Genomic DNA, 21936 nt, shown 5'->3' with positions numbered 1-21936 from the left:
CATGCTCAAGAATCAGTTGAAAGACCCCAGCCTGCTGGTAGACCGCGCCTACGTCGATGGGCAATGGATCAGCGCTGACGATGGTGCAACGCTGACCATCAGCGACCCGGCGACCGGCGAAACGATCGCGCAGGTTCCGGCCCTGAATGGCCCTGAAACCCGTCGCGCCATCGAAGCTGCGAATCGTGCCTGGCCCGCCTGGCGTGCACGTCCCGCTGCCGAGCGCGCGACCCTGCTGGAGCGCTGGCATCAGGCGATGCTCGACAACGTCGAAGACCTGGCGCTGATCATGACCCTTGAGCAGGGCAAGCCGCTGAACGAATCTCGCGGCGAGATCCGCTATGGCGCGAGCTTCGTCAAATGGTTCGCTGAAGAGGCGCGCCGCTCCTACGGCGAAACCATCCCCGCGCCCAGCGCAGACCGTCGTTTGATGACCCTCAAGCAGCCGGTGGGTGTGTGCGCCGCAATCACCCCGTGGAATTTCCCCAACGCCATGATCACCCGCAAGTGCGCGCCAGCCTTGGCTGCCGGGTGCCCGATCATCGTCAAACCTTCGGACCTCACGCCTTTGTCGGCGCTGGCGCTGGCGGTATTGGCCGAGCGTGTGGGTATCCCTGCCGGTGTGTTCAACGTCATTACCGGCATGCCCGCAGGCATTGGCGAAGAACTCACCGGCAACCCGGTGGTGCGCAAGATTTCCTTTACCGGCTCGACCCCGGTCGGCCGTTTGCTGATGCGCCAGAGCGCCGAACACATCAAGCGTCTGAGCCTTGAACTGGGCGGCAACGCGCCCTTCATCGTGTTTGACGACGCGGACCTGGAACAGGCGGTGACGGGCATCATGCTCAGCAAATTCCGCAACGCCGGGCAGACCTGCGTGTGCGCCAACCGGATTCTGGTGCAAGACGGCATCTACGACCGTTTTGCTGCACGGCTGGTAGAGGAAGTGAGCAAACTCAAGGTCGGCAACGGCCTGGAAGAGGGCGTGACCATTGGCCCGCTGATCAACCCGGCGGCGGTCAGCAAGGTTACCCGGCACATTGATGATGCGCTGAGCCAGGGCGCGAAGTTGCTGCATGGCGGCCGTCCCGATGGCACCAGTCAATTCGTCCAGCCAACGGTATTGGGCGAAACCCATGCGGGCATGCTGCTGGCCAACGAAGAAACCTTCGGGCCTGTTGCGCCACTGATGCGCTTCACCGACGAAGCCGAAGCGCTGGCACTGGCCAACGCCACGCCTTATGGCCTTGGCGCGTACTACTTCACCCAGGACCTGCGTCGCTCATGGCGTTTCGGCGAGGCGCTGGAGTTCGGCATGGTCGGCCTCAACACCGGCATCATCTCCATGGAAGTCGCCCCGTTCGGTGGCGTCAAACAATCCGGCCTGGGCCGCGAAGGCTCCAGCTACGGCCTGGATGAATACCTGGAAGTGAAGGCGTTTCATGTGGGGGGGTTGTAGCGTTCAGAACGGCGTACCAACGCGGAGCGTGGGGAACGATAATCCAACGCATCAGTAACCCTGGCCGCGATCCACCTGCCCCTGCATTGCTTCACCACGCTCAAAGCGGCGAATGTTATCGAGCAGGCCAGGAAAGGCGCTTTCCGGTTGGGTCATGGCCGCGACATGCGGTGTCAGCATGATCTTCGGGTGTTGCCAGAACGGATGATCAGCCGGTGCCGGTTCCTGTTGCAGTACATCCAGCACCGCAGCGCTCAACTGGCCGCTATCCAGTGCTTCAAGCAGGTCCGCTTCCACCAGATGCCCGCCACGGCCCATGTTGATCAATGCTGCCCCCTGGGGCAGGTGCTCGAAAAGCTGGCGATTGAGGATGCCTTCGGTTTGCCCGGTCAGCGGCAACACACACAGCAGAATGTCGCACTGACCAAGAAACGCACTCAGCTGTCCTTCACCCGCATAACACGTCACGCCTTCTACCTGATGCTCGCTACGCGCCCAGCCCGACAGCTCGAAACCGAATGGTTTTAGGGTCGACAGAATATGCTGCGCCTGCAAGCCCAGCCCCATCACACCCACGCGACGCTTGTGCGCCGGTACCAGCGGATGAGCTTTCCAGACGCCCTCGACCTGCTGCTGCCGATAACGCAGCATTTCCCGGTGCAGGCTCAGTACCGCCAAAGACGCGTACTGACACATCCCGTGACTGATGCCGGGGTCCAGCAGACGAACCACCGGCAAGGACTCGGGAATACGGCTCAGGTCCAGTTGATCGACGCCCGCAGACAAGGCGAACAGCACCTTCAGGTTGGGCAGCAGCTCCTGCAGATCGTCAGGTGCCAGCCAGGCCCCCAAATAGTGGATATCGGCCGGGTCACCGATATCCGGCCACACACGCCATTCAATGTCCGGCGCGTGCTCGGCAAACAGGACACGCCAGCGTTCGGCGCGTGCGGGATCGGCTTTGTAGAGCAGGGCGGGCATGGGCATTTCCTGAGTGTGAAAGTGGAGCCCCATCATGCCGCAAGTCGAAAGCAGGATCTGTCGAAACAGCCTTTTGCAGAGCGTCGGCATGACTGAAAAGCAGCGTTGCCCGGCAGATTGCGTGGTGCTCGCAAGGCATGAAGGAATCTGCCGTTTGCGAGGCGAAAAACAGTCGATCTGGACATCTGAGAGGGCAAGTTCGGCGTAGATCATTTCGCTGAACGCTTAACCTGAACAGCATCGCAGCCACCCCGTCGGCTGCCAGGCCCACGACAGGTAAAACCATGAACAGCAAAGTCGACGAAACACCTCATCTGCTCCGCCAGCGCGATCAGTTCGTGCCGCGAGGCATCGTCACGGCCCATCCGCTGGTCATCGACCGCGCGCAAGGTTCTGAACTGTGGGACGTCGATGGCAAGCGCTATCTGGATTTCGTCGGCGGTATCGGCGTGTTGAACATCGGCCACAACCACCCCAACGTGGTCGCGGCGATTCAGGCGCAACTGACCAAGGTCACCCACGCCTGCTTCCAGGTGGCGTCCTATCAGCCCTATCTGGATCTGGCCAAACGCCTGAGCCATCTCATCGCGGGCCAGAGCGGCATCGATCACAAGGCCGTGCTTTTCACCTCTGGCGCCGAAGCGGTCGAAAACGCGGTGAAAATCGCCCGCGCTCACACCAATCGCCCGGCAGTTATCTCGTTCCGCGGCGGTTTTCATGGCCGTACACTGCTTGGCACCACGCTGACCGGCATGAGCCAGCCGTACAAACAGAATTTCGGCCCGATGGCCCCCGAAGTGTTCCACACGCCGTACCCGAACGAATTCCGCGGCGTCACCACTGAAGTAGCGCTGGCGGCGTTGCACGAGCTGTTGGCCACCCAGGTCGCACCGGAGCGTGTGGCGGCGATTCTGATCGAGCCGATGCAGGGCGATGGCGGCTTCCTGACTGCGCCGGTGGAGTTTATGAAGGCCTTGCGTGCGCTGACCGAGCAACATGGCATCGTGCTGATTGTCGATGAAATCCAGTCCGGTTTCGGGCGTACCGGCAAATGGTTCGGTTTCGAGCATTCGGGTATCCAGCCTGATCTGGTGACGGTTGCCAAGAGCCTCGCGGGCGGCATGCCGCTGTCAGGCGTGGTCGGTCGTGCCGAGATCATGGATGCACCGCTTCCGGGCGGTCTGGGGGGCACTTACGGCGGTAATGCGCTGTCCTGCGCCGCGGCACTGGCAGTGATCGATACGTACGAGCAGGACAATCTGCTCGCGCGTGGCGAACAGCTGGGCGAACACTTGCGTGCCGGTCTGCTCAAGCTCAAAGACCGTTACAACTGCATTGGCGATGTGCGCGGTACGGGTTTCATGCTCGCCATGGAACTGGTCAAGAACGATGCTGCACGCAGCCCGGACGCTGATCTCAACCAGAAGGTCATTGATCAGGCACGCATCGGCGGTCTGCTGGTGATCAAGTGTGGTGTGTACCGCAACGTATTGCGTTTCCTCGCACCGCTGGTCACCACAGAGCAGCAGATCGATGAAGCACTGACCATTCTCGATGCCGCCTTGGCACGAGTATTGAAGTCCAGCTGAGCGTAGACGTGGTCGCGGTTGTCGCGAGACGCTGCGACCACCAGCGCTGGGGATCATTGTTGAATGGAGACGTTGCCTGCCATGGGGCTTATTGATTACCGCGCACTGCTGATCGATTGTGATGAGGTTCTGGTGGACCGTGATTCGGGTGTCTGGGTGGCGTTGCAGCCGTTGCTGGAAAACGGTCTGAACACACCGGATAAAGACTCGGTCCTGACCGAATTCAATGATGTTGTGCGCACGCTCTATCCGCGCTTCGACGAATTGGGATTCAGCGGCCTGCTGTGCTTCGCGCACCGGCAACTGGCCGAGCGCCTTGGCATCAAGGCCAGTTGGGAAGAAGGTATGACCTTCGCCCGTTCCGTGCCGAACTGGACGCTGTTCGAGGATGCACCCGGCGCGATGCTCTACCTGCGCAAGTTCTATCGGCTGCTGGTGTACGCCGACCGGGACCTGCAGGATCGCGGCATCCTGTGCGAACGGCTGGGGCTTGAACCTGACAGCCTGCTGTCCCTGACCACTCACCCGCTGGACAATCCGGACTGGCTCGCCGGGATGGATCTGGAGCCACGTGAAACGCTTCTTGTGTCTCGCCCGCCCGCCTCGGCGTTAGGCACCGGTGGGCTGTGTCTGATCCGCCGTAGCAGTGAGCAACACTGTCAGCCATGCACTGCCGACCTGTGCATCAACAGCATGGCCGATCTGGTCGCTCAGCATCAGCTGTCTTTACGGCGCTGATTTTGCTAGAAGGTAGGCACCGTGAATGGCAATACAAGAGGTAGGTAATGGAAGGCTTGGTCAAACTGGATCGGATTGATATCAATATCCTGGTAGAACTCCAGAAAGACGGGCGCATGACCAACGTCAGCCTGGCCGACGCCGTCGGGCTTTCCGCGAGCCCTTGCCTGCAGCGCGTCAAACGTCTTGAGTCGGCAGGTTACATTTCCAGTTACAAGGCGCACCTTAATCTGGCAAAAATCACCGAATCGGTAACCGTATTCACGGAAATCTCCCTCAGCGACCACAAGCGTGAAGACTTCGCCAAATTCGAAGCCAACATCCGCCACGTTGACGAAGTCCTGGAGTGCCACCTGATCAGCGGCGGCTACGACTACCTGGTGCGCTTCATGACCCGCAGCATTCAGCACTATCAGGAAGTGATCGAAGAGCTGCTGGACAAGAACATTGGCATCTCCAAGTACTTCAGCTACATCGTCATCAAATCCCCGGTCATGAAAGACGGCGTGCCACTGCGCAAACTGTTGCGCCATTGAAACGGCGTAAAGAAATTTCACTGCGTGGATGTGTGGTTCAAACCCATACCGCATCCCACAGTGGATAATCTCCTATCTTCTTGACCAGTCCTGCGCGTAGCGGGTTTGCGACGATATAGCGAGCCAGACCGACCATGTCCTGTTCGTTGCGCACAGCCTGGTCGTGATACCCGGACTGCCATAAGGTGTCGGGATGTGCTCTGATTTTTCCGATGGCTATTGAACTGCGTGCTTTAAGTTGTTGAATCAACATGGGCAGATCATTCTTTTTGAGCTCAAAAAGCCAGTGAAAGTGGTCAGGCATTACGACCCAGGCAAGCGACTTGACCAGTTCCTGCTCTTCGCATCGTCTCAGCTCTCGAACCAGCAAGCGCCCGAGACGAACATCGGCGAATACCGGTTCGCGTCCTCGTGTCACTGAAGTCACCATATATATCTGGCCTATTGCGGAATATCGGCCTGTACGTAAACGTTTTGACGCAGAGTACACGTGCATTCCCTTGCTCCTAAAATCACTTCACCGGTGAACTTTAGTGTGTGGCACGTGGAGCAGCTGAGTAATGCTTTACAGCATGTAATTTCAATGAATCATTCGGTGTTTGATGATCAGCCTTCGTGGACAAGTCCACTCCCACAGGAGTGCATGGGTGCATGGGTGCATGGTCACAGGATTACAGGAGTGCAGGAGTCCAGGAGTCCAGGAGTCCAGGAGTCCAGGAGTCCAGGAGTCCAGGAGTGCATGGTCCCAGAGTCACAGGAGTGCAGGACCAGGATCACCGATTGATGTGGTGGGAGCGGACTTGTCCGCGAAGAGGTCCGGCCTGCTACCAACGGAAGCCCGCTCCATCATCGCGCCTCAACACCGGGTAAATAATCCATTTCTGAATTTATGGCACGAGGCCACCACTCAGATGGCACGTTGGTCGGGGTTTTGCTCGTGCAGATCTGAAAACCGACGGGGCCCCCTGTCGCCATGGATTTCAAAAGGATGTGTTCGATGCCCGTAGCCCCTCGTTTCCTGGACCATTACCGCAAGGCCGACCGGATCATGCTGGGTCTGATCTGGCTGTTGTTCATCTACGCGCTCGGGTTGGCGTTCTGGTTCGACACCTTCACCCAGGCAGTCATCGTCGGTGGCGGCACCGCGGTGGTGCTGACCGGGCTGTATCGTGCCATCGGCGGCACCCGATTGATGCGCTGCTGTGTGGGTGTAGGCCTGATGGTCATGGCCGCGCTGCATATCAATCAGGCGCACGGGCTGATCGAAATACATTTCGGCATCTTCGTCTTCCTCGCCGTGCTGACCTTCTACCGCGACTGGCTGCCGATTCTGGTCGCTGCCGTCACCATTGCCATCCACCATGTCGGTTTCCACGCCCTGCAGCATGCGGGCTTCCCGGTTTACGTCATGCACCACGGCGGCGGCTGGAGCATGGTGATGGTGCATGCGGTGTACGTCGTCGTAGAAAGCGCGATTCTGGTCTATCTGGCCGTGCAGAATCAGGCTGAAGCGGTCGAGAATCATGACATGCTCGATCGAATGCTGGCCACCACCAATCAGTTTTCGCCCAATAGCCAGGCCAGCGAGCGTTCGGCCAAACGCGTGCCGCTGGCGCAACGTTTCGAGCAGTTTCTGGAGCAGATCACCAGCCTTGTCGACGGCGTGGTGCGCGACACACGCGGGCTCGGCGAGCTGGGTCATGACCTTGCCAAGGCCAGCGGTACGCTGGAAACCGGGGCGCAGCATCAACTCAGCGAGATCGCCCGCATGACCGGCGCAATGCAGCGCATGGGTGATGCCATGAACGATATCTCCAGCCATGTTGCGCAAGCCGTGCAGCGTGCCGGTGATGCAAGCGATCAGGTGGCTCACGGACGCGACAGCGTCGACCGTGCGCAGAGCGAAATCACTCAGCTTGCCGCGCGCATCAACACCACCGATGAAACCGTGCAGGCACTCGCCAACCAGTCAGAGCAGATCGGCAAGGTGCTGGACGTGATCGGCAGTATTGCCGAGCAGACCAACCTGCTGGCGCTGAACGCAGCGATTGAAGCTGCACGAGCCGGAGAGCAGGGCCGGGGCTTTGCCGTGGTGGCCGACGAGGTGCGCAATCTGGCGCAACGCACCGCGTCGTCGACCAAGGAAATCCAGACCATCATCGAGGATCTGCAAAGGGGCAGCCGTCAGGCCGCTACAGCCATGAACGACAGCCTGCAAGGCGTCGGGCGTTGTGTGGAAAACAGCCAGCGCGCGTCGGAATCCCTGCGCGCAGTCGGTGAAGGTATCGGGCATATCACCCAGCTTAACGGCCTGATTGCCACGACCACTGAACAGCAGTCCACCGCCAGCCGGGAAATCGCCGATCAATTACGTTCGGTGCAGACCATCGCCGAGCACACCGCCGCCAATATCGGCGTACTCGCGACCAGCAGCCAGAGCCTGTCGCCGCTGGCCATACGCCTGGAGGCGCTGGGCCAGAGCTTCCACAACTAGCTTTCGCACCTGGCTTTAAAATTCAGGCTCAGGCAAACACCAGCCCGGAAGAACGCAGCAGTTCCTGAGTATAGGCCTGCTGCGGCGCGGCGAAGATCTCGCGGGACGGGCCTTGTTCGACCACCTTACCGTCCTTGATCACAATCAGGTCATGCGCCAGCGCATGGACAACCGCCAGGTCATGGCTGATGAACAGGTACGTCAGGCAATGACGGATTTGCAGGTCACGCAGCAGGGCGACGATCTGTTTCTGCACCGTACGGTCGAGCGCTGACGTAGGCTCGTCGAGCAGGATCAGATCCGGCTCAAGCACCAATGCCCGGGCGATGGAAATGCGCTGGCGTTGCCCACCGGAAAACTCGTGCGGGTAACGATGCCGGGTTGCCGGGTCCAGCCCGACTTCCTGCAACACCCGGATCACCGTCTGCTCACGCTCTTTCGGCGTGCCGATATTGTGCGTCACCAACCCCTCGGCGATGATCTGTTCCACGGTCATGCGCGGGCTGAGGCTGCCGAACGGGTCCTGAAACACTACCTGTAACTGACGACGCAACGGGCGCATCAGGTGCTGACTGTGCAGGCTCAGCTCCTTGGTGCCAAAACGGATGCTGCCCTCTGAATCGACAAGACGCAAAATCGCCTGGCCCAGAGTCGACTTGCCCGAACCGGACTCGCCGACAATCCCGAGTGTCTTGCCCTTGAGCAGCTCAAAACTCACCCCATCCACCGCCTTCACATACTGCGGCTCGCGCTTGAACCAGGCTTTGCCCAGCGGGAACCAGACTTTCAGGTCCTGCACCGACAACAGCGTGTTGCTGTGCGTGGACGGCACCGGCTCGCCGTCTGGTTCGGCGTTGATCAGCAAGCGACTGTAAGGATGCTGCGGATTGTCGAACAGGGCCTGGCAATCGGCCTGCTCCACGATTTCGCCCTCACGCATCACGCAGACCCGCTGAGCGATGCGCCGCACAAGATTGAGGTCGTGGCTGATCAGCAACAACGACATGTTGAGCCGCTGTTGCAGGGACTTGAGCAACTCCAGAATCTTCACCTGCACGGTCACGTCCAGCGCGGTGGTCGGCTCGTCGGCAATCAGCAAGTCGGGCTCGTTAGCCAGTGCCATAGCAATCATGATGCGCTGGCGCTGCCCACCCGACAGTTGATGCGGATATGCCTTGAGACGTGACAGCGAGTCGCGGATGCCGACCAGTTCCAGCAGCTCCAGGGTGCGACTCAGCGCGGCCTTGCCTTTCAGGCCCTTGTGAGTGACGAGAATTTCGCCGATCTGCTTTTCGACCGTGTGCAGCGGGTTCAGCGAGCTCATGGGCTCCTGAAAAATCATCGCCACACGGTTGCCACGCAGGCTGCGCAATTGCTTGTCGCTGGTAGTAACCAAGTCGAGCCCGTCATAGCGAATCGAGCCCTGGGTGCTGACGGTTTTGGCCGGCAACAGACGCAGAATCGAATGCGCAGTGACCGACTTGCCCGAGCCGGATTCGCCGACCAGCGCCAGGCATTCGCCGCGTCGGATGTCGAGGCTGACGCCATGCACCACTTCATGGCCGTTGAAGGCGACCCGCAGGTCGCGAATTTCAATCAGGTTGTCTTGCATGTCAGCTCCGAGGATCAAACGCGTCGCGGCAGGCTTCGCCGATGAACACCAACAGAGAAAGGATCAGAGCCAGCGCTACGAACGCGGTCAGCCCCAGCCAGGGCGCTTGCAGGTTGCGCTTGGCCTCGCCGATCAGTTCGCCCAGCGAAGCGCTGCCAGCGGGCATGCCGAAGCCGAGAAAGTCCAGCGCGGTCAGAGTAGCGATGGCACCGGTGATGATGAACGGCAGGTACGTCAGGGTGCTGGTCATCGCGTTGGGCAGGATGTGCCGCCACATCAGCGCGGCATCGGTCAGGCCCAGTGCGCGGGCGGCTTTGACGTATTCCAGATTGCGCCCGCGCAGGAACTCGGCACGCACCACGTCAACCAGCGACAGCCAGGAGAACAGCGCCATGATCCCCAGCAGCCACCAGAAACTGGGGGACACGAAGCCGGACAGAATGATCAGCAGGTACAGCACCGGCAGCCCCGACCAGATCTCCTGAATGCGCTGGCCGATCAGGTCGGTCATGCCGCCGTAGTACCCCTGAATCGCCCCGGCACACACGCCGATCACCGTGCTGATCGCGGTCAGCAGTAGCGCGAACAGAATGGAAATCCGCGCGCCGAACAGCACCCGCGCCAGCACATCACGGGCCTGTTCGTCCGTGCCCAGCCAGTTGATGTGGTCCGGCGGGCTGGGCGATGGCGCGTCCAGGTCGTAGTTGATGGTGTCGTAGCTGAACGGGATCGGCGCGAACAGCATCCAGCCGTTTTTTGCCGCGATCAGCTTGCGCACATAGTCGCTGGCATAGTCCGGCTCGAAAGGCAGCTCGCCGCCGAAATCAGTTTCCATGTAGGTGTGCAACACCGGGTAATACATCTGCCCGTCGTAGCTGACCAGCAGCGGCTTGTCGTTGGCGATCAGTTCGCCGCACAGGCACACCAGCATCAGGCCGATGAAGATCCACAGCGACCACCAACCGCGACGGTTGGCCTTGAACAGGTCGAAGCGACGCCGGGTCTGGGGAGAGAACTCGAACATCAGGCGCTCCTCGCGGAAAAGTCGATGCGTGGGTCGACCAGCGTGTAACACAGGTCACCGATCAGTTTGATCAGCAGGCCGAACAGCGTGAACAGAAACAGCGTGCCGAACACGATGGGGTAGTCGCGCGAGACGGCAGCTTCGTAACTCATGCGCCCCAAACCATCGAGGCCGAAGATGGTTTCGATCAGCAGCGAGCCGGCGAAGAACACCTCGATCAAGGCCTGCGGAATACCGGCGATCACCAGCAACATGGCGTTGCGAAACACGTGGCCGTACAGCACGCGATGCTCGGTCAGGCCCTTGGCGCGCGCCGTGACCACGTACTGGCGGCTGATCTCGTTGAGAAAGCTGTTCTTGGTGAGGATGGTCAGCGTGGCGAAGCCGCCGATTACCAGCGAGCTGACTGGCAACACCAGGTGCCACAGATAGTCCTTCACCTTGCCCCAGGTACTCAGGTTGTCGAAGTTGTCCGAGAACAGCCCTTGCGCCGGAAACCAGCTCAGGTAACTGCCTCCGGCAAACACCACGATCAGCAGAATGGCGAACAGAAACGCGGGCGTGGCGTAACCGATGATCACCAGCGTGCTGCTCCAGACATCGAACGCGCTGCCGTGCCGCACCGCCTTGCGAATGCCCAGCGGGATGGAAATCAGGTAGGTGATCAGCGTCGCCCAAAGCCCGAGGGACAGCGACACCGGGAGCTTTTGTGTAATCAGTTCGGTGACCGGCGCGCCACGGAAGAAGCTGGTGCCGAAGTCCAGTTGCGCGTAGTTCTTGAGCATCAGCCACAGCCGTTCGTGCATCGGTTTGTCGAAACCGTAATGTTCCTTGATCTGCTCGATCAGCGCCGGGTCCAGCCCGCGCGTACTGCGGCTGGCGGTGCCGCTTGCGGCTACTTCGCCCCCCACACCGTTGGGGCTGAAGCCCTGAATGCGCGCGATGGCCTGCTCGACCGGTCCGCCGGGAGCGGCCTGCACGATCAGGAAATTCACAATCAGAATGGCCAGCAGCGTGGGAATGATCAGCAGTAGGCGTCGAATCACATAAGCCAGCATCTCAGTACTCCTTGGCGGCGGCAGGCTTGCCGGTCAGCGCAGCGGCCTGAGCATTGGTCAGCGGCGTCGGGCTGATCTGCCACCAGGTTTCCAGACCAACGTCATAGGTCGGTGCCACATCCGGCATGCCGAAACGGTTGGCGAACACCAGTGGCGTGCCCTTGGAGTAGTAGTTGGGAATCACGTAGTAACCCCATTGCAGGACCCGATCCAGCGACCGTGCGTAGAGCACCATGTCATTGCGCGTATTGGCGCTGACCAGCCCGTCGATCAGCGTGTCCACCGCAGGATTGCGCAGCACCATGGCGTTGGAGCTGCCCACTTCGGTGGCGCTTTGCGAGCCGTACAGGTTGTACAGCTCACGGCCAGGGGAAATGATCGGATTACCGTTTTTCGGCAGGTTGACCACGATCATGTCGTAGTCCCGCGCATTGAGCCGGTTGATGTACTGCGCCGAATCGATGCGCAGGAAATCCAGGGTGATGCCGATCTGCGCCAGCGTGCGCTTGAACGGCAGAATCAGCCGGTCGAAACCGCCTTGACCATCGATGAAGCTGAACACCATCGGCTCGCCCGCCGCGTTGACCAGCTTGTTGTCCTTCGGATGCCAACCGGCTTCGGCCAGCAGCTTGAGGGCCTGCAACTGCTTGTCACGGATGTAGCCGCTGCCGTCGGTTTTCGGTGGCTGATAGACCTTGCTGAACACCTCTTCCGGCACTTGGCCGCGCAAGGGCTCGAGAATTTTCAGCTCGGCCGGGGTCGGCAGCTCGGTGGCGGCCATGTCGCTTTTCGGGAAATAGCTTTGTTCGCGCACGTAGAAATTGCGCATGACTCGACGATTGATCCAGTCGAAATCCCACAGCAACGACAGCGCCTCGCGGACGCGGCGGTCCTTGAACATGGGTTTGTCCAGATTGAACACAAAGCCCTGCGCGGCGACCGGACGTTGCGGTGCGAGGATGCGCTTTTGCAGGCGCCCGTCGTCAATCGCCGGGCCGCTGTAGCCGACCACGAAGCCTGAAGAGGAGAACTCGCGGTTGTAGTCGAACGTCCCGGCCTGCAGCAACTGGCGGGCGATTTCGGTGTCGCCGTAGTAGTTCACGGTGAGCGTGTCGAAGTTGTACAGGCCACGGCTGACCGACAGGTCCTTGCCCCACCAGTCCTTGACCCGTTCGAAGGTGACGCTGCGCCCGGCGTCAACCTTGGCGACACGGTACGGCCCGTTGCCCAAAGGCGGCTCGAAACCGCCGCCGTTGGCGAAGTCGCGGGTCTTCCACCAGTGTTCGGGGAGGATGTGCAGGCTGGCGATGTCCAGCGCCAGCATGCGGTTGAGGTTGTTCTTGAAGTCGAAGCGAATCTGCAGCGGCCCTTCGATGGTCACCTCTTTGACGTCGGCGAACATGGGTCGATAACTGAAGCTGGCCTTGGTGGTTATCAGCTCGAAGGTGTAGCGCACGTCTTCGGCGGTGACGGGCTTGCCGTCCTCGAAGCGCGCCTTGGGGTTGAGGAAAAAACGAATCCACAGACCGTTCGGGTCCATCTCCATCTTTTCCGCGATCAATCCATAAACGGTGTACGGCTCATCCAGCGAGCGATAGGCCAATGGTGAGTACACCCAGGTATCGACCTGCACCACATTGATGCCCTGATCGACATAAGGGTTGAGGTAGTTGAACTGGCCGATTTCTTCCGCCGAACGGGTCAGTGAACCGCCTTTAGGGGCGTTCGGGTTGACGTAGTCAAAGTGCTGGAAGCCAGCCGGGTATTTCGGTGCCTCGCCATAGACGGTCAAGGCGTGAGTCGGGGCGGCCTGAGCGACCTGCCAGCAACTGCACAGCGCAACACCCAGAATCAGGCGCCGCAGAAAACGGGTATGACGCAACATGATGGGGCTTTCCTCGTACGCACTGAATGACGATGAGTCGCGAAAAAGCCCCCGGCCGGGGAAGGTGGATGAAACCTGGGCCGGAGGGGGCGAGCTCGCAATCTGACGTGGCCCAAGGAGCGTGTATGGGCCACGTCGTCACACTCAGAAGTGGTAAGTCGCGCGTGCGAACAGGGTGCGGCCCAGCGGGTCGGCGTAACGAGGGTCGTAGCCGGACTGGAAGTTGTAGGCCTGGTTGGAGAACGGCGGGTTGCGGTCGAACATGTTGCGCACCCCGGCGTCGATATCCAGCACCTTGTCGAAGGTATGACCCACCGACATGTCCCACAGCGCATACGACGCGACGCGCGCATTGGTGGTGCGGTCGTAGTCGTTGTAGCCGCTGGTGAAGCGGTTGGTGATGGAAGCGCGGGTATCGCCCAGTGCCCAGGTGCCGGTCAGAACGTGTTTCCAGCGCGAGATCACGCCGTCGCCCTGGAAGTCGCCGACCTTGTCGGTGTACGGGCCGTCGATGATGTTCTGGAAGTCATAACGGGTCACATAGGTGCCGGTCATGCCCAGACCGAACTGGCCGTAAGGTGTGTTCGGGAAGCGATAGTCGAGCGTTACGTCGACGCCGCTGGTCTTGACGATACCCAGGTTGGCGTTGCCGGTCACGATATTGGCAATCGAACCATCAGCAGCGCGCACGTAGCGGTCGGCGTAGGTGTTCGGATCATCAAACACAGTCGACTCAGGGAACGCCTGGATCTGGTTGGAAATGTGAATCCACCAGAAATCCAGGCCCATCGACAGGTTGTTGACCGGCTGATAGACGAAGCCCAGCGTCATGTTGCGGGCTTTTTCCGGGGCCAGCTCGGTGTTGCCTCCACCATTATTGAGAAACTGCTGCTGGCAATCACGACCGGCGTTACCACCCGGCTGAACGACGCCACCGGCACACAGAACCGGGTCGTTGTAATAGCCCTGAGTGAAAGTCGTACTGCGCGGGGCATACAGCTCGTAGAGCGACGGCGCGCGGAAACCTTCGCTGTAGGCACCACGGACCACCAGTTGCTTGATCGGCTGGTAGCGGAACGAGTATTTCGGATTGGTGGTGCTGCCGAAGTCGCTGTATTTGTCATGACGAACGGCGGCGGTCAGTTCAAGGCTGTCCAGCACGGGCACGTTCAGTTCGGCGTATTCCGCCTTGACGCTCCTGTCACCTTCGACGCTACCGGCGGCATCTGCGCCCAGGCTGCTGATGTCGTTGACGTAGGCTTCGTACTGCTGATGCATTTTCTCTTTGCGGTATTCGCCGCCCAACGCCAGACCCGCAGGGCCTGCACCGAACCAGTCACCGATTTCCCGGCTGATGCGCGCATCGAGCCCGGCGACCCTGCCCACGGCGCTTGAGTATTGGCCGTGATATTCGCTGGCATCGATCAGCGCCTGACCGGCAGTGGTTTGCGGGCCGAACGGGTTAAGGGTGCCATTGGCCAGGCCGTTGAGCATTGCAGCGTCACTGACATACCCGTTGGTGAGCGATGACAGGACTTTGTTCTGGTTGTAAGAAGCACCTACGTTGTAGTCCCAGCCGCCCACCAGGCCGTCGAAGTTCAGCAGAAAACGCTGGCTGGTGTTCTGGTCGCTGGACCCGCGTGGCCCGGCCGCCGTTTCTCGCCAGGCTGTGCTGATCGGTTGGGTCGGGTCGAGAGTAAAGTCGGTCGGTGCCGGAGTGATGCCGTTGCCGGGATAAAAAGGCGACGATGAGTCCAGAGACAGGCCGGTGAGAGGCGCAGGCCCGATATCGGTATGGTTGTTGTTACGGGCCCAGAAGTATTCGAGGCTGACGTTATGATCGTCTGCCAGCTTGCCGGTGGCCTTGCCAAAAAACGAGGTCTTTTCGGTTTGCGGGATCAGGTCGATGTATTCACGGGTGCTGAACCGGCAGATGCCGTTGCTGGCGATCAGGTTAGGGCCGCCGCAGTTTCTGCCCAGCGGGTTGGCAGAGTTGTCACCCTGGAAGTAATTGCCGGGATAGGCCGTACCGGAAGTCTGATTGAGCCCGCGTCCTGGCACGTAATCTCTGGCAAACGAGCGGTCGTTGGCGTCCAGGTTTTGCTGCTTGTTGTAGTTGAAGACACCCATGACGTTGAAGCGGTCTTGCTCCAGATCACCAAAGCCCCAACTGGCGCTCATGTCCTTGGTGGCACCGCCGCCGCTGGCGGTCGGGGTTTCTCCACCCAGGGTCAGGCTGCCGTCGGTCAGGGATTTTTTGGTGATGAAGTTGATCACACCGCCAATGGCGTCAGTGCCGTATAGCGCCGAGGCGCCGTCACGCAATACTTCCACACGGTCGATGGCGGCAAACGGGATCATGTTCAGGTCGATGGCGCTGCCGTTGGGCGTGCCCACACCCGACAGTGCGTTATTGGCCAGACGGCGGCCGTTGAGCAGCACCAGCGTCTTGTTGGCGCCGATGCCGCGCATATCGGCAAACGAGGCACCTCCTGTTCCTGCACCGACCGAGCCTGCGCTGTTGTTGATCGACTGGCTGCCGGTAATGCGCTGGACCATTTCCTGGGTGGTGGTCACGCCCTGTTTCTTCAGGTCGTCGGCACGCAGGATAGTAATCGGCACTGCGGTTTCGGCATCGACCCGGCGGATCGCCGAACCGGTCACTTCTACACGTTGCAGCTGGGTCGTGGCAGGCACAACCGCTGCGCTGGTGGACACGGCCGAGCCGCTTGTGTCCGCATCGACGGCGTCTGCCGCCTGGGCACCGCTCATGCCCATGGCCAATGCACAAAGCAGGGCACGTGGATGACGCCGGACCGCGAGGGCCAGTGGTTTGAGGGTGCAACCGGGAAGATTCATCAGCATGGTTAGTTCCGACTTGGTCCAGACGTTATTGAAATGGCCTTGTGAGCCCTCTGTTCCCGACGCGGTTGTGCCGAGCGGGAGTTCCACTTCTTCTTTTTCCAGCAAGCCGCTCCCCTCCAGAGGCTTTTCAGCCCACGGACAACCGCATTTACGGGGGGCGGGTCAAACGGCTTCGCGCGGCGAAGCCGTCAAATCACCTGAGGGTCATTTCGCCGTCATGACGGATATCTTCGTAATGCCCGAACGCTCGATGGACGCCATGGCCTTGGCCACCTGGCCATAATTCACGGCGGTATCGGCCTGCAACTGGACGCGGATTTCCGGGTCTTTGGCCTTTTCGTCCTGCAGGCTTTTTTCCAGCAGTTCCGGGGCGATTTCCGATTTGGCGAGGTAGAACTTGCCGTCCTGATCGACGCTGACCACCACCGGGTTTTTCTTCTCGGCAGGGGCGACCGCATCAGTCTTGGGCAAGTTGACCTTGATCGCGTTGGTCATCAGCGGCGTGGTGACGATGAACACCACCAGCAGTACGAGCATCACGTCCACCAGCGGCGTGACGTTCATTTCGCTGAGCACTTCATCGCTGTCCTGAGTGGAGAAAGACATTAGCTGGCCTCCCGAACGGCATGGCCATTCTTGCTGGCGATGGGCTGACGGGTGACCGCGAAGGCGCTGCGCTGGGCGAGGGCGTCGAAATCGTGGGCGAAGTCATCCATGTCGGCCACGGCGAGCTTGAGGCGGCGCAGGAAGAAGTTGTAGATCAACACTGCTGGCACGGCTACGGCGATACCCACACCGGTGGCGACCAGCGCATGGCCGATAGGCCCGGCGACCGCTTCCAGGCTGGCCGAGCCGGTCACACCGATGCTTTGCAGTGCTTCCATGATCCCCCAGACGGTACCGAACAGGCCGATGAAGGGCGCGGTGCTGCCGATACTGGCGAGAATTGCCTGACCACTTTCCAGTGCGCGACGCTCTTTTTGTATCTGCTGGCGCAGGTTGCGCTCCAGACGGTCCGAGCGGTTGATGGTGTGCGCCAGTTGTTGCGTGGTGCGCGGCGACTCATCGACCGCCATGGCTTCGAAGCCACTATTGGCGATACGCGCCAGCGCACCGGGGTATTGTGCAGAGTGCTCGGCGGCGGTCAGCAGGTCCGGTGCGCTCCAGAAGGCTTTGGTGAATTGTTTGTTCTGCGATTTCTGGCGGACATACTGCGCCGACTTGATCAGCAACAGTGCCCAACTCAATACGGAAAACAGAATCAGTGCCCAGAGCACGGCCGGGACGATCATGGAAGAGAGCGATGCGTTCATGGTTTAAACCTCACCAGCTTTAATAATTGAAGTGTCGGTTGTCAGGTGCCGGATCATTCCGGCAACTTGAAGTCGATGGTCTGCGTCGCGAAGCCTTCTATCGGCGTGTCACCGCGTTTGGCCGGTATGAACTTCCAGTTGCGCACAGCCTCCACGGCCGCTTCGTCCAGTACCGGTTTGCCGCTGGATTTGGTCACCTCGACAGCGCCAGCGCGGCCGTTTGGCAGCACCTTGATGCGCAGAATCACGCGACCTTCCCAACTGCGGCGCAAGGCCAGCCCTGGGTATTCCGGCGGCGGGTTGCCCAGGCTGGCGAGCCCGGATACGGCAGCGCTTTCCTTGGCTGGCGCAGGTGGCGCAGCAGGTGCCGGAGGTGCGGGCGCAGGTGCGGGCGGCGCAGGCGGGCTGGGTGCGGCAGCAGGCGTTGGCGCAGGCGGCGTCGGCTTTTTCACCGGCTCGACTTTCTTGACCGGCTTGGGCTTCTCGACCTTGGGCTTTTCCACTGGCTTGGGCGGCGGCTCGACCGCGTCCGGATCCTCGACCGGTTGTTCCGGTTCGGGGGGAGGCGGTGGGGGCGGCGGCGGAGGTGGTGGCTCGGGCGGCGGCGGTTCCGCGGCAGGTGGCGTAGGGCTGGTCAGTTCAATGGTCATTTCCGGAACTTGTGGTGCAACTTCCGGCAGGTCTGGCTGGGCAGTTTGCATGTACCACCAGATCACACCATGGATAAGTACTGACGCAGCAATCAACACCATTACTTGTGGCTTGTTAAGGCCACCCGGTCGTGACGTATTGGCGCTGAAAGGAATGCCCTGCCACGCCGTCGAAGTGTCATCGGGCGAGGGAGAGGGAACCGCTTTCATTATTACCGCATCATTCATTAACGCTCCCTCGGGTAGTTAAAGGGCAATAAAAATCCGTTCGAATATTTTTGTGAATATTCGACTGAGGGCGGCCTGCACACTGTTTATATGCAGCGCACCGCGGCACCTGCGCACGGCAGGCTTAAACAGGGAAAAGCGGTTTACATCAGGGCGCTGGCATTGCTGATCCTTGCTTCTTATCGTCATGTACGGGGACGTACAGCGATGTTCCTGAATGCTTACATTGCAACCGCTGTGCCAGAAAGCCCACGCAGGGACCGTTGATTCAGAGCGGGTGTCGCATTCATATAACTATTTATCGAATCCCGATCTCATGGACTTCGAAGGTATTCAAATGAAGGACTCCTTAAACAAAACAGCAGACAAATTCGTACCCTCTGCTGTGCCAGACGCGTTCGAAACTCGTGACCTGCTAGTCACTTTCCTGAATGCACCAATACTGTGTAACGAGGATCAAGTTGGTGCGTTAGTTACTCAAGACTTCATAAAGGACTGCTCCATGTGGGTCCGCGTTTATATGATCAGTAACCGTTAAAGAAACAAAAGCCATCGCACGAATGATGGCCAAATGAAACCACCTCAAATAAAGTGTCGGACAATCTTTATATGTGGGTTGCGCGTTAATTGAAAAACAGGGGGTTTATCCTTATTGCGCGCACAGTTCTGCAAGGCCCTGATTAATCGTCAGAACATTCAAGGGCACACGCAAAATGACTTACGTCCAGACGTACAGAACCGTCGGAAAACAACAAGCAGATCTGGATAACGCGCAGGCACCGTCCAAGGCAGGCAATGCCTCAGGGGTAAGCAGCCAGCGTAACGGTGGTCTGACACAATACTGATAGAGCACGGCTAGATTCCTTTCCTGGTGAGGAGAAGACTTGTGGTCTGCCCTCCTGCACTGTTTGTGGACGCTCTGGCGTCCGTTAACTGCACTTTGGTGCGTGTAGGCACCCCTTGAATGCAGCGTGCACCAATGGTTTATGGCACGACCGTTCCACTTGAAAGAACTGTGCCAATTTGTGTCTTTTTGTATCTGGAGGGGTACATTTTCATGTAATCGACTACAAGGGCTTCCCCATTGAGCACAAGCCCAATAGTTTCTGTTTGACTCCGCTGCATATGCCGGATCGACGTAAGAAGGTGAAGGACTGCGGTACTACAAACGGTCATCTTGAGCTGATCGCTCGGACCCTGATGAAAGACGCACGTGAGGGCCTCGTTCGCTAACCGGGACTGAATTTCCCATACGATTTTTCAGGTATCCCCCACGCAGGTCCAACCCGCTTCACATCAACGACGGCAGTGCACATTGATCCTTTTATCCGCTCATGATCCTCGCCCTAACGCCTTACAAGGTGATCAGTCATGACCTCTGGTGTTTACGCGCCCGTTGGTTCTGCCTGTTCAGGCTTGAACGTGTCGCCGTAATGCAGAACGGCCCAGGCCATCCTCGCATTCTTGGCGGCAATCGCCACGGCCGCACGCCAGTAACCCCGTCGCTCCATGAGGTTGCGGATCCAGCGACTGAGAGGGTCTTGCTTATCGCCCAGGTTGGCCATGACAGATCGAGCTCCAAGCACCAGTAGACTGCGTAAATAGGCATCCCCGGCTTTGGTGATACTCCCCAGGCGCTGCTTGCCGCCGCTACTGTATTGGCCTGGCGTCAAACCGAGCCAGGCAGCCACTTGGCGTCCGTTTCTGAAGTCGTGCCCATCTCCAATACTGGCCACTAAAGCACTTGCAGTGGTCGAGCCAACCCCACGCAATTGCAGCAGCCTACGGCTACGATCATCTTCGCGAGCGATCTGATTGATGGCTCGATCAAGTTCCACCAGCCGATCCTCGATATGGCTGGTGTGCTCCAACAGTTCACTCATGCACCGTCTTGCCCAGCCAGGCAAGGTGTCCAGACAGGGACCAATCTCTTTTCTCAATCGCTCTGGGCTTTGTGGCAGGACCACGCCGAATTCAGAAAGTAATCCGCGCAGTCGGTTGTACGTAGAGGTGCGTTCTTCGATGAATCCCTGGCGGGTTCGATGAAGGCAAAGAGTGGCCTGCTGATGCTCGTCTTTAACAGGGACAAACCGCATGCTGGGTCGGGTCACTGCCTCACAGATCGCGGCAGCATCTGCGGCATCGTTCTTGCCGCGCTTACCCGACATTCGATAAGGCGAAACGAGTTTAGGAGCCATCAACTTGACCGTATGGCCGTGCTCGGCGAACACCCTCGCCCAATGATGAGCGCCTGAGCAAGCCTCCATACCAATCAAGCACGGGGGCAACTGGGCGATCAATGGCACCAGTTGATCCCGCGCAACCTTGGGCTTCACCAAGGTGGCTTTACCAGCCTCATCGACGCCGTGAACGGCGAATACGGCCTTGGCTAGATCGATTCCCACGGTAATAATTGGCATGGACTTCCCCTCCTGTGGTTTTGATGCAGGTTTGACACTTCATCATGGCACTTCGATGCCGATTCGCGACTTTCGCCGCGCCCTCTGGACGGGGAAGTCCCTTTCATTCGCTAAAGGCCCCCGCCGGGTGATGTTCGGGGCCTTGACTTGAAGACATGGGAGAAGATGAAAGCCAGCGATGGCTGGCTCTGGGGAAGGGCATTACTTTTCAGAGCGTCAGGGACCGCTTCGATACTCAGAGCTGCTCCAGCGCTTGTATCCGGATCTTGAACCCGTTGGGTGCGAGGATTTTCTGCCAACCGACGTATCTGAATTGGGCGTCGGGGTTGATCCAGTCACCGCTGTTCACGCCGCGGGTTCCTCTGATCGCGAATCTTTTTACTGACCCACATGGGCCATTGAATCTGGGGTCAGTCGTATAAATGACGTACGGCTCCACGTACTGCGTGGCCCGCAGATACTTTCCGCATTGCTGGTCAACGTTAATCAGTGTTGACTTCAGCTCAGCGTCACCGACCATGTCGTCATACATTTTCAGAAACGTGATATTGCCTACGTCCTTGAACCCCAACGATCTCGCCTGTTTGTATTCAGGTAAATTCTGGTGAGCGATCAAGTCGGCTTTCTTTTGCTTCTTGTCTTCAATGGCCTGAGCGGCCGCCAGAGTAGCTTCGGCCTGCTTGCGTAACTTACCCGCTTTAGCGTAAGTGGCATTGCATCGCGCAAGCTCCTCTGCGCTCACACCCATTTCGCTGGGGGTGTAGTTGTCAGCGCTGAGGGAGTAGGAAGTAATAGTGAGCGAGTTGATCACTTCTTTTGGGTCCAGCGGGCCTTGTTGAGCCTCCAGAGAATCCACTTGCTCTTGCGTTTTGTTGCAGTGCTCCATGTAGAGGGTGTAGGGAGAGTAGGCGTCATTTTTGTCGGAGTCGGTATACATCTTGGCAAAAACCAGGGGGCTGATGGCGGTCGTCACAAACGCCAGGAAAATACACCTGATTGGAAGAGCAAAGGTCATGACTTATTCCTTTAGGGAATCTCCGAACAAGTCCCGGTTATGCGAAAATCGCCTGACCACCTGATCCGA

General features: G+C 59.3%; 17 protein-coding genes. 5 read left to right on the top strand and 12 right to left on the bottom strand.

The genetic code is table 11. From position 1 onward, the window contains the following. Nucleotide 1: 1 nt before the first annotated feature. Nucleotides 2-1459: an NAD-dependent succinate-semialdehyde dehydrogenase gene (locus tag AC4ANE_RS00705; RefSeq protein WP_002555951.1), complete on the top strand. Its 1458-nt coding sequence runs from the start codon at nt 2-4 to the stop codon at nt 1457-1459. A gap of 51 nt (nt 1460-1510) precedes the next feature. On the opposite strand, the gene AC4ANE_RS00700 is transcribed toward AC4ANE_RS00705, so the two are convergent. Beyond that, entirely contained in the window at nt 1511-2440 is a 930-nt protein-coding gene (locus AC4ANE_RS00700; protein ID WP_002555950.1) for a 2-hydroxyacid dehydrogenase, read from the bottom strand. A gap of 284 nt (nt 2441-2724) precedes the next feature. On the opposite strand from AC4ANE_RS00700, the gene gabT reads away from it, so the two are divergent. The 3 genes from gabT (at nt 2725) to AC4ANE_RS00685 (ending at nt 5303) form a co-directional block, all read left to right on the top strand. Further along, on the top strand, nt 2725-4029 hold the full coding sequence (gabT, locus tag AC4ANE_RS00695) for a 4-aminobutyrate--2-oxoglutarate transaminase (RefSeq protein ID WP_002555949.1): 1305 nt from the start codon (nt 2725-2727) through the stop codon (nt 4027-4029). A gap of 81 nt (nt 4030-4110) precedes the next feature. Beyond that, nucleotides 4111-4767 carry an HAD family hydrolase gene (locus AC4ANE_RS00690; RefSeq protein WP_032074465.1) on the top strand — a complete coding sequence of 219 codons (657 nt, stop codon included), beginning with the start codon at nt 4111-4113 and terminating at the stop codon, nt 4765-4767. A 47-nt stretch (nt 4768-4814) separates the two neighbouring features. Then, nucleotides 4815-5303, top strand: a complete 489-nt coding sequence (locus AC4ANE_RS00685; protein WP_002555947.1) for an Lrp/AsnC family transcriptional regulator — start codon at nt 4815-4817, stop codon at nt 5301-5303. Nucleotides 5304-5340: 37 nt separating this feature from the next. Here AC4ANE_RS00685 and AC4ANE_RS00680 read toward each other — a convergent pair whose 3' ends face one another. Beyond that, nucleotides 5341-5799 (bottom strand): REP-associated tyrosine transposase, encoded by a 459-nt coding sequence (locus AC4ANE_RS00680; RefSeq protein WP_002555946.1) that lies wholly within the window; start codon nt 5797-5799, stop codon nt 5341-5343. 501 nt (nt 5800-6300) lie between these two features. Between AC4ANE_RS00680 and AC4ANE_RS00675 the strand changes: the two genes are divergently transcribed. Continuing rightward, complete coding sequence (locus AC4ANE_RS00675) at nt 6301-7797, top strand: methyl-accepting chemotaxis protein (protein ID WP_002555945.1); 1497 nt, start codon at nt 6301-6303, stop codon at nt 7795-7797. A 28-nt stretch (nt 7798-7825) separates the two neighbouring features. On the opposite strand, the gene AC4ANE_RS00670 is transcribed toward AC4ANE_RS00675, so the two are convergent. From AC4ANE_RS00670 to AC4ANE_RS00625, 10 genes are all read right to left on the bottom strand, one after another. Next, nucleotides 7826-9409, bottom strand: a complete 1584-nt coding sequence (locus AC4ANE_RS00670; RefSeq protein ID WP_002555944.1) for an ABC transporter ATP-binding protein — start codon at nt 9407-9409, stop codon at nt 7826-7828. 1 nt (nt 9410) lies between these two features. Next, complete coding sequence (locus tag AC4ANE_RS00665; RefSeq protein ID WP_002555943.1) at nt 9411-10433, bottom strand: ABC transporter permease; 1023 nt, start codon at nt 10431-10433, stop codon at nt 9411-9413. Next, the gene (locus tag AC4ANE_RS00660; RefSeq protein ID WP_460408656.1) at nt 10433-11491 is read right to left on the bottom strand and encodes a microcin C ABC transporter permease YejB; all 1059 of its coding nucleotides are present in this window, start codon (nt 11489-11491) and stop codon (nt 10433-10435) included. Before AC4ANE_RS00660 ends, AC4ANE_RS00665 begins: the two co-directional genes overlap by 1 nt. Nucleotide 11492: 1 nt before the next feature. After that, the gene (locus AC4ANE_RS00655; protein WP_002555941.1) at nt 11493-13376 is read right to left on the bottom strand and encodes an extracellular solute-binding protein; all 1884 of its coding nucleotides are present in this window, start codon (nt 13374-13376) and stop codon (nt 11493-11495) included. A gap of 144 nt (nt 13377-13520) precedes the next feature. Beyond that, a complete protein-coding gene (locus tag AC4ANE_RS00650; protein WP_031596816.1) occupies nt 13521-16346 on the bottom strand; it encodes a TonB-dependent receptor in 2826 nt (941 codons plus the stop codon). Nucleotides 16347-16445: 99 nt separating this feature from the next. Beyond that, complete coding sequence (locus AC4ANE_RS00645) at nt 16446-16847, bottom strand: ExbD/TolR family protein (protein WP_002555939.1); 402 nt, start codon at nt 16845-16847, stop codon at nt 16446-16448. Next, nucleotides 16847-17533: a MotA/TolQ/ExbB proton channel family protein gene (locus AC4ANE_RS00640; RefSeq protein ID WP_003435083.1), complete on the bottom strand. Its 687-nt coding sequence runs from the start codon at nt 17531-17533 to the stop codon at nt 16847-16849. Before AC4ANE_RS00640 ends, AC4ANE_RS00645 begins: the two co-directional genes overlap by 1 nt. Nucleotides 17534-17607: 74 nt before the next feature. Next, nucleotides 17608-18432 carry an energy transducer TonB gene (locus tag AC4ANE_RS00635; protein ID WP_002555937.1) on the bottom strand — a complete coding sequence of 275 codons (825 nt, stop codon included), beginning with the start codon at nt 18430-18432 and terminating at the stop codon, nt 17608-17610. A 1385-nt stretch (nt 18433-19817) separates the two neighbouring features. Continuing rightward, the gene (locus AC4ANE_RS00630; protein ID WP_015060660.1) at nt 19818-20852 is read right to left on the bottom strand and encodes an IS110-like element ISPsy16 family transposase; all 1035 of its coding nucleotides are present in this window, start codon (nt 20850-20852) and stop codon (nt 19818-19820) included. A 235-nt stretch (nt 20853-21087) separates the two neighbouring features. Continuing rightward, nucleotides 21088-21867, bottom strand: coding sequence for a hypothetical protein (locus AC4ANE_RS00625; protein ID WP_002555833.1), 780 nt, complete (start codon nt 21865-21867; stop codon nt 21088-21090). Between the last annotated feature and the right edge of the window lie 69 nt (nt 21868-21936).

The sequence above is a fragment of the Pseudomonas sp. Pme6b genome, assembly GCF_058129925.1.
Note: the sequence above shows the minus strand (reverse complement) of the source record. Positions and strands in the feature narration are given on the sequence as shown.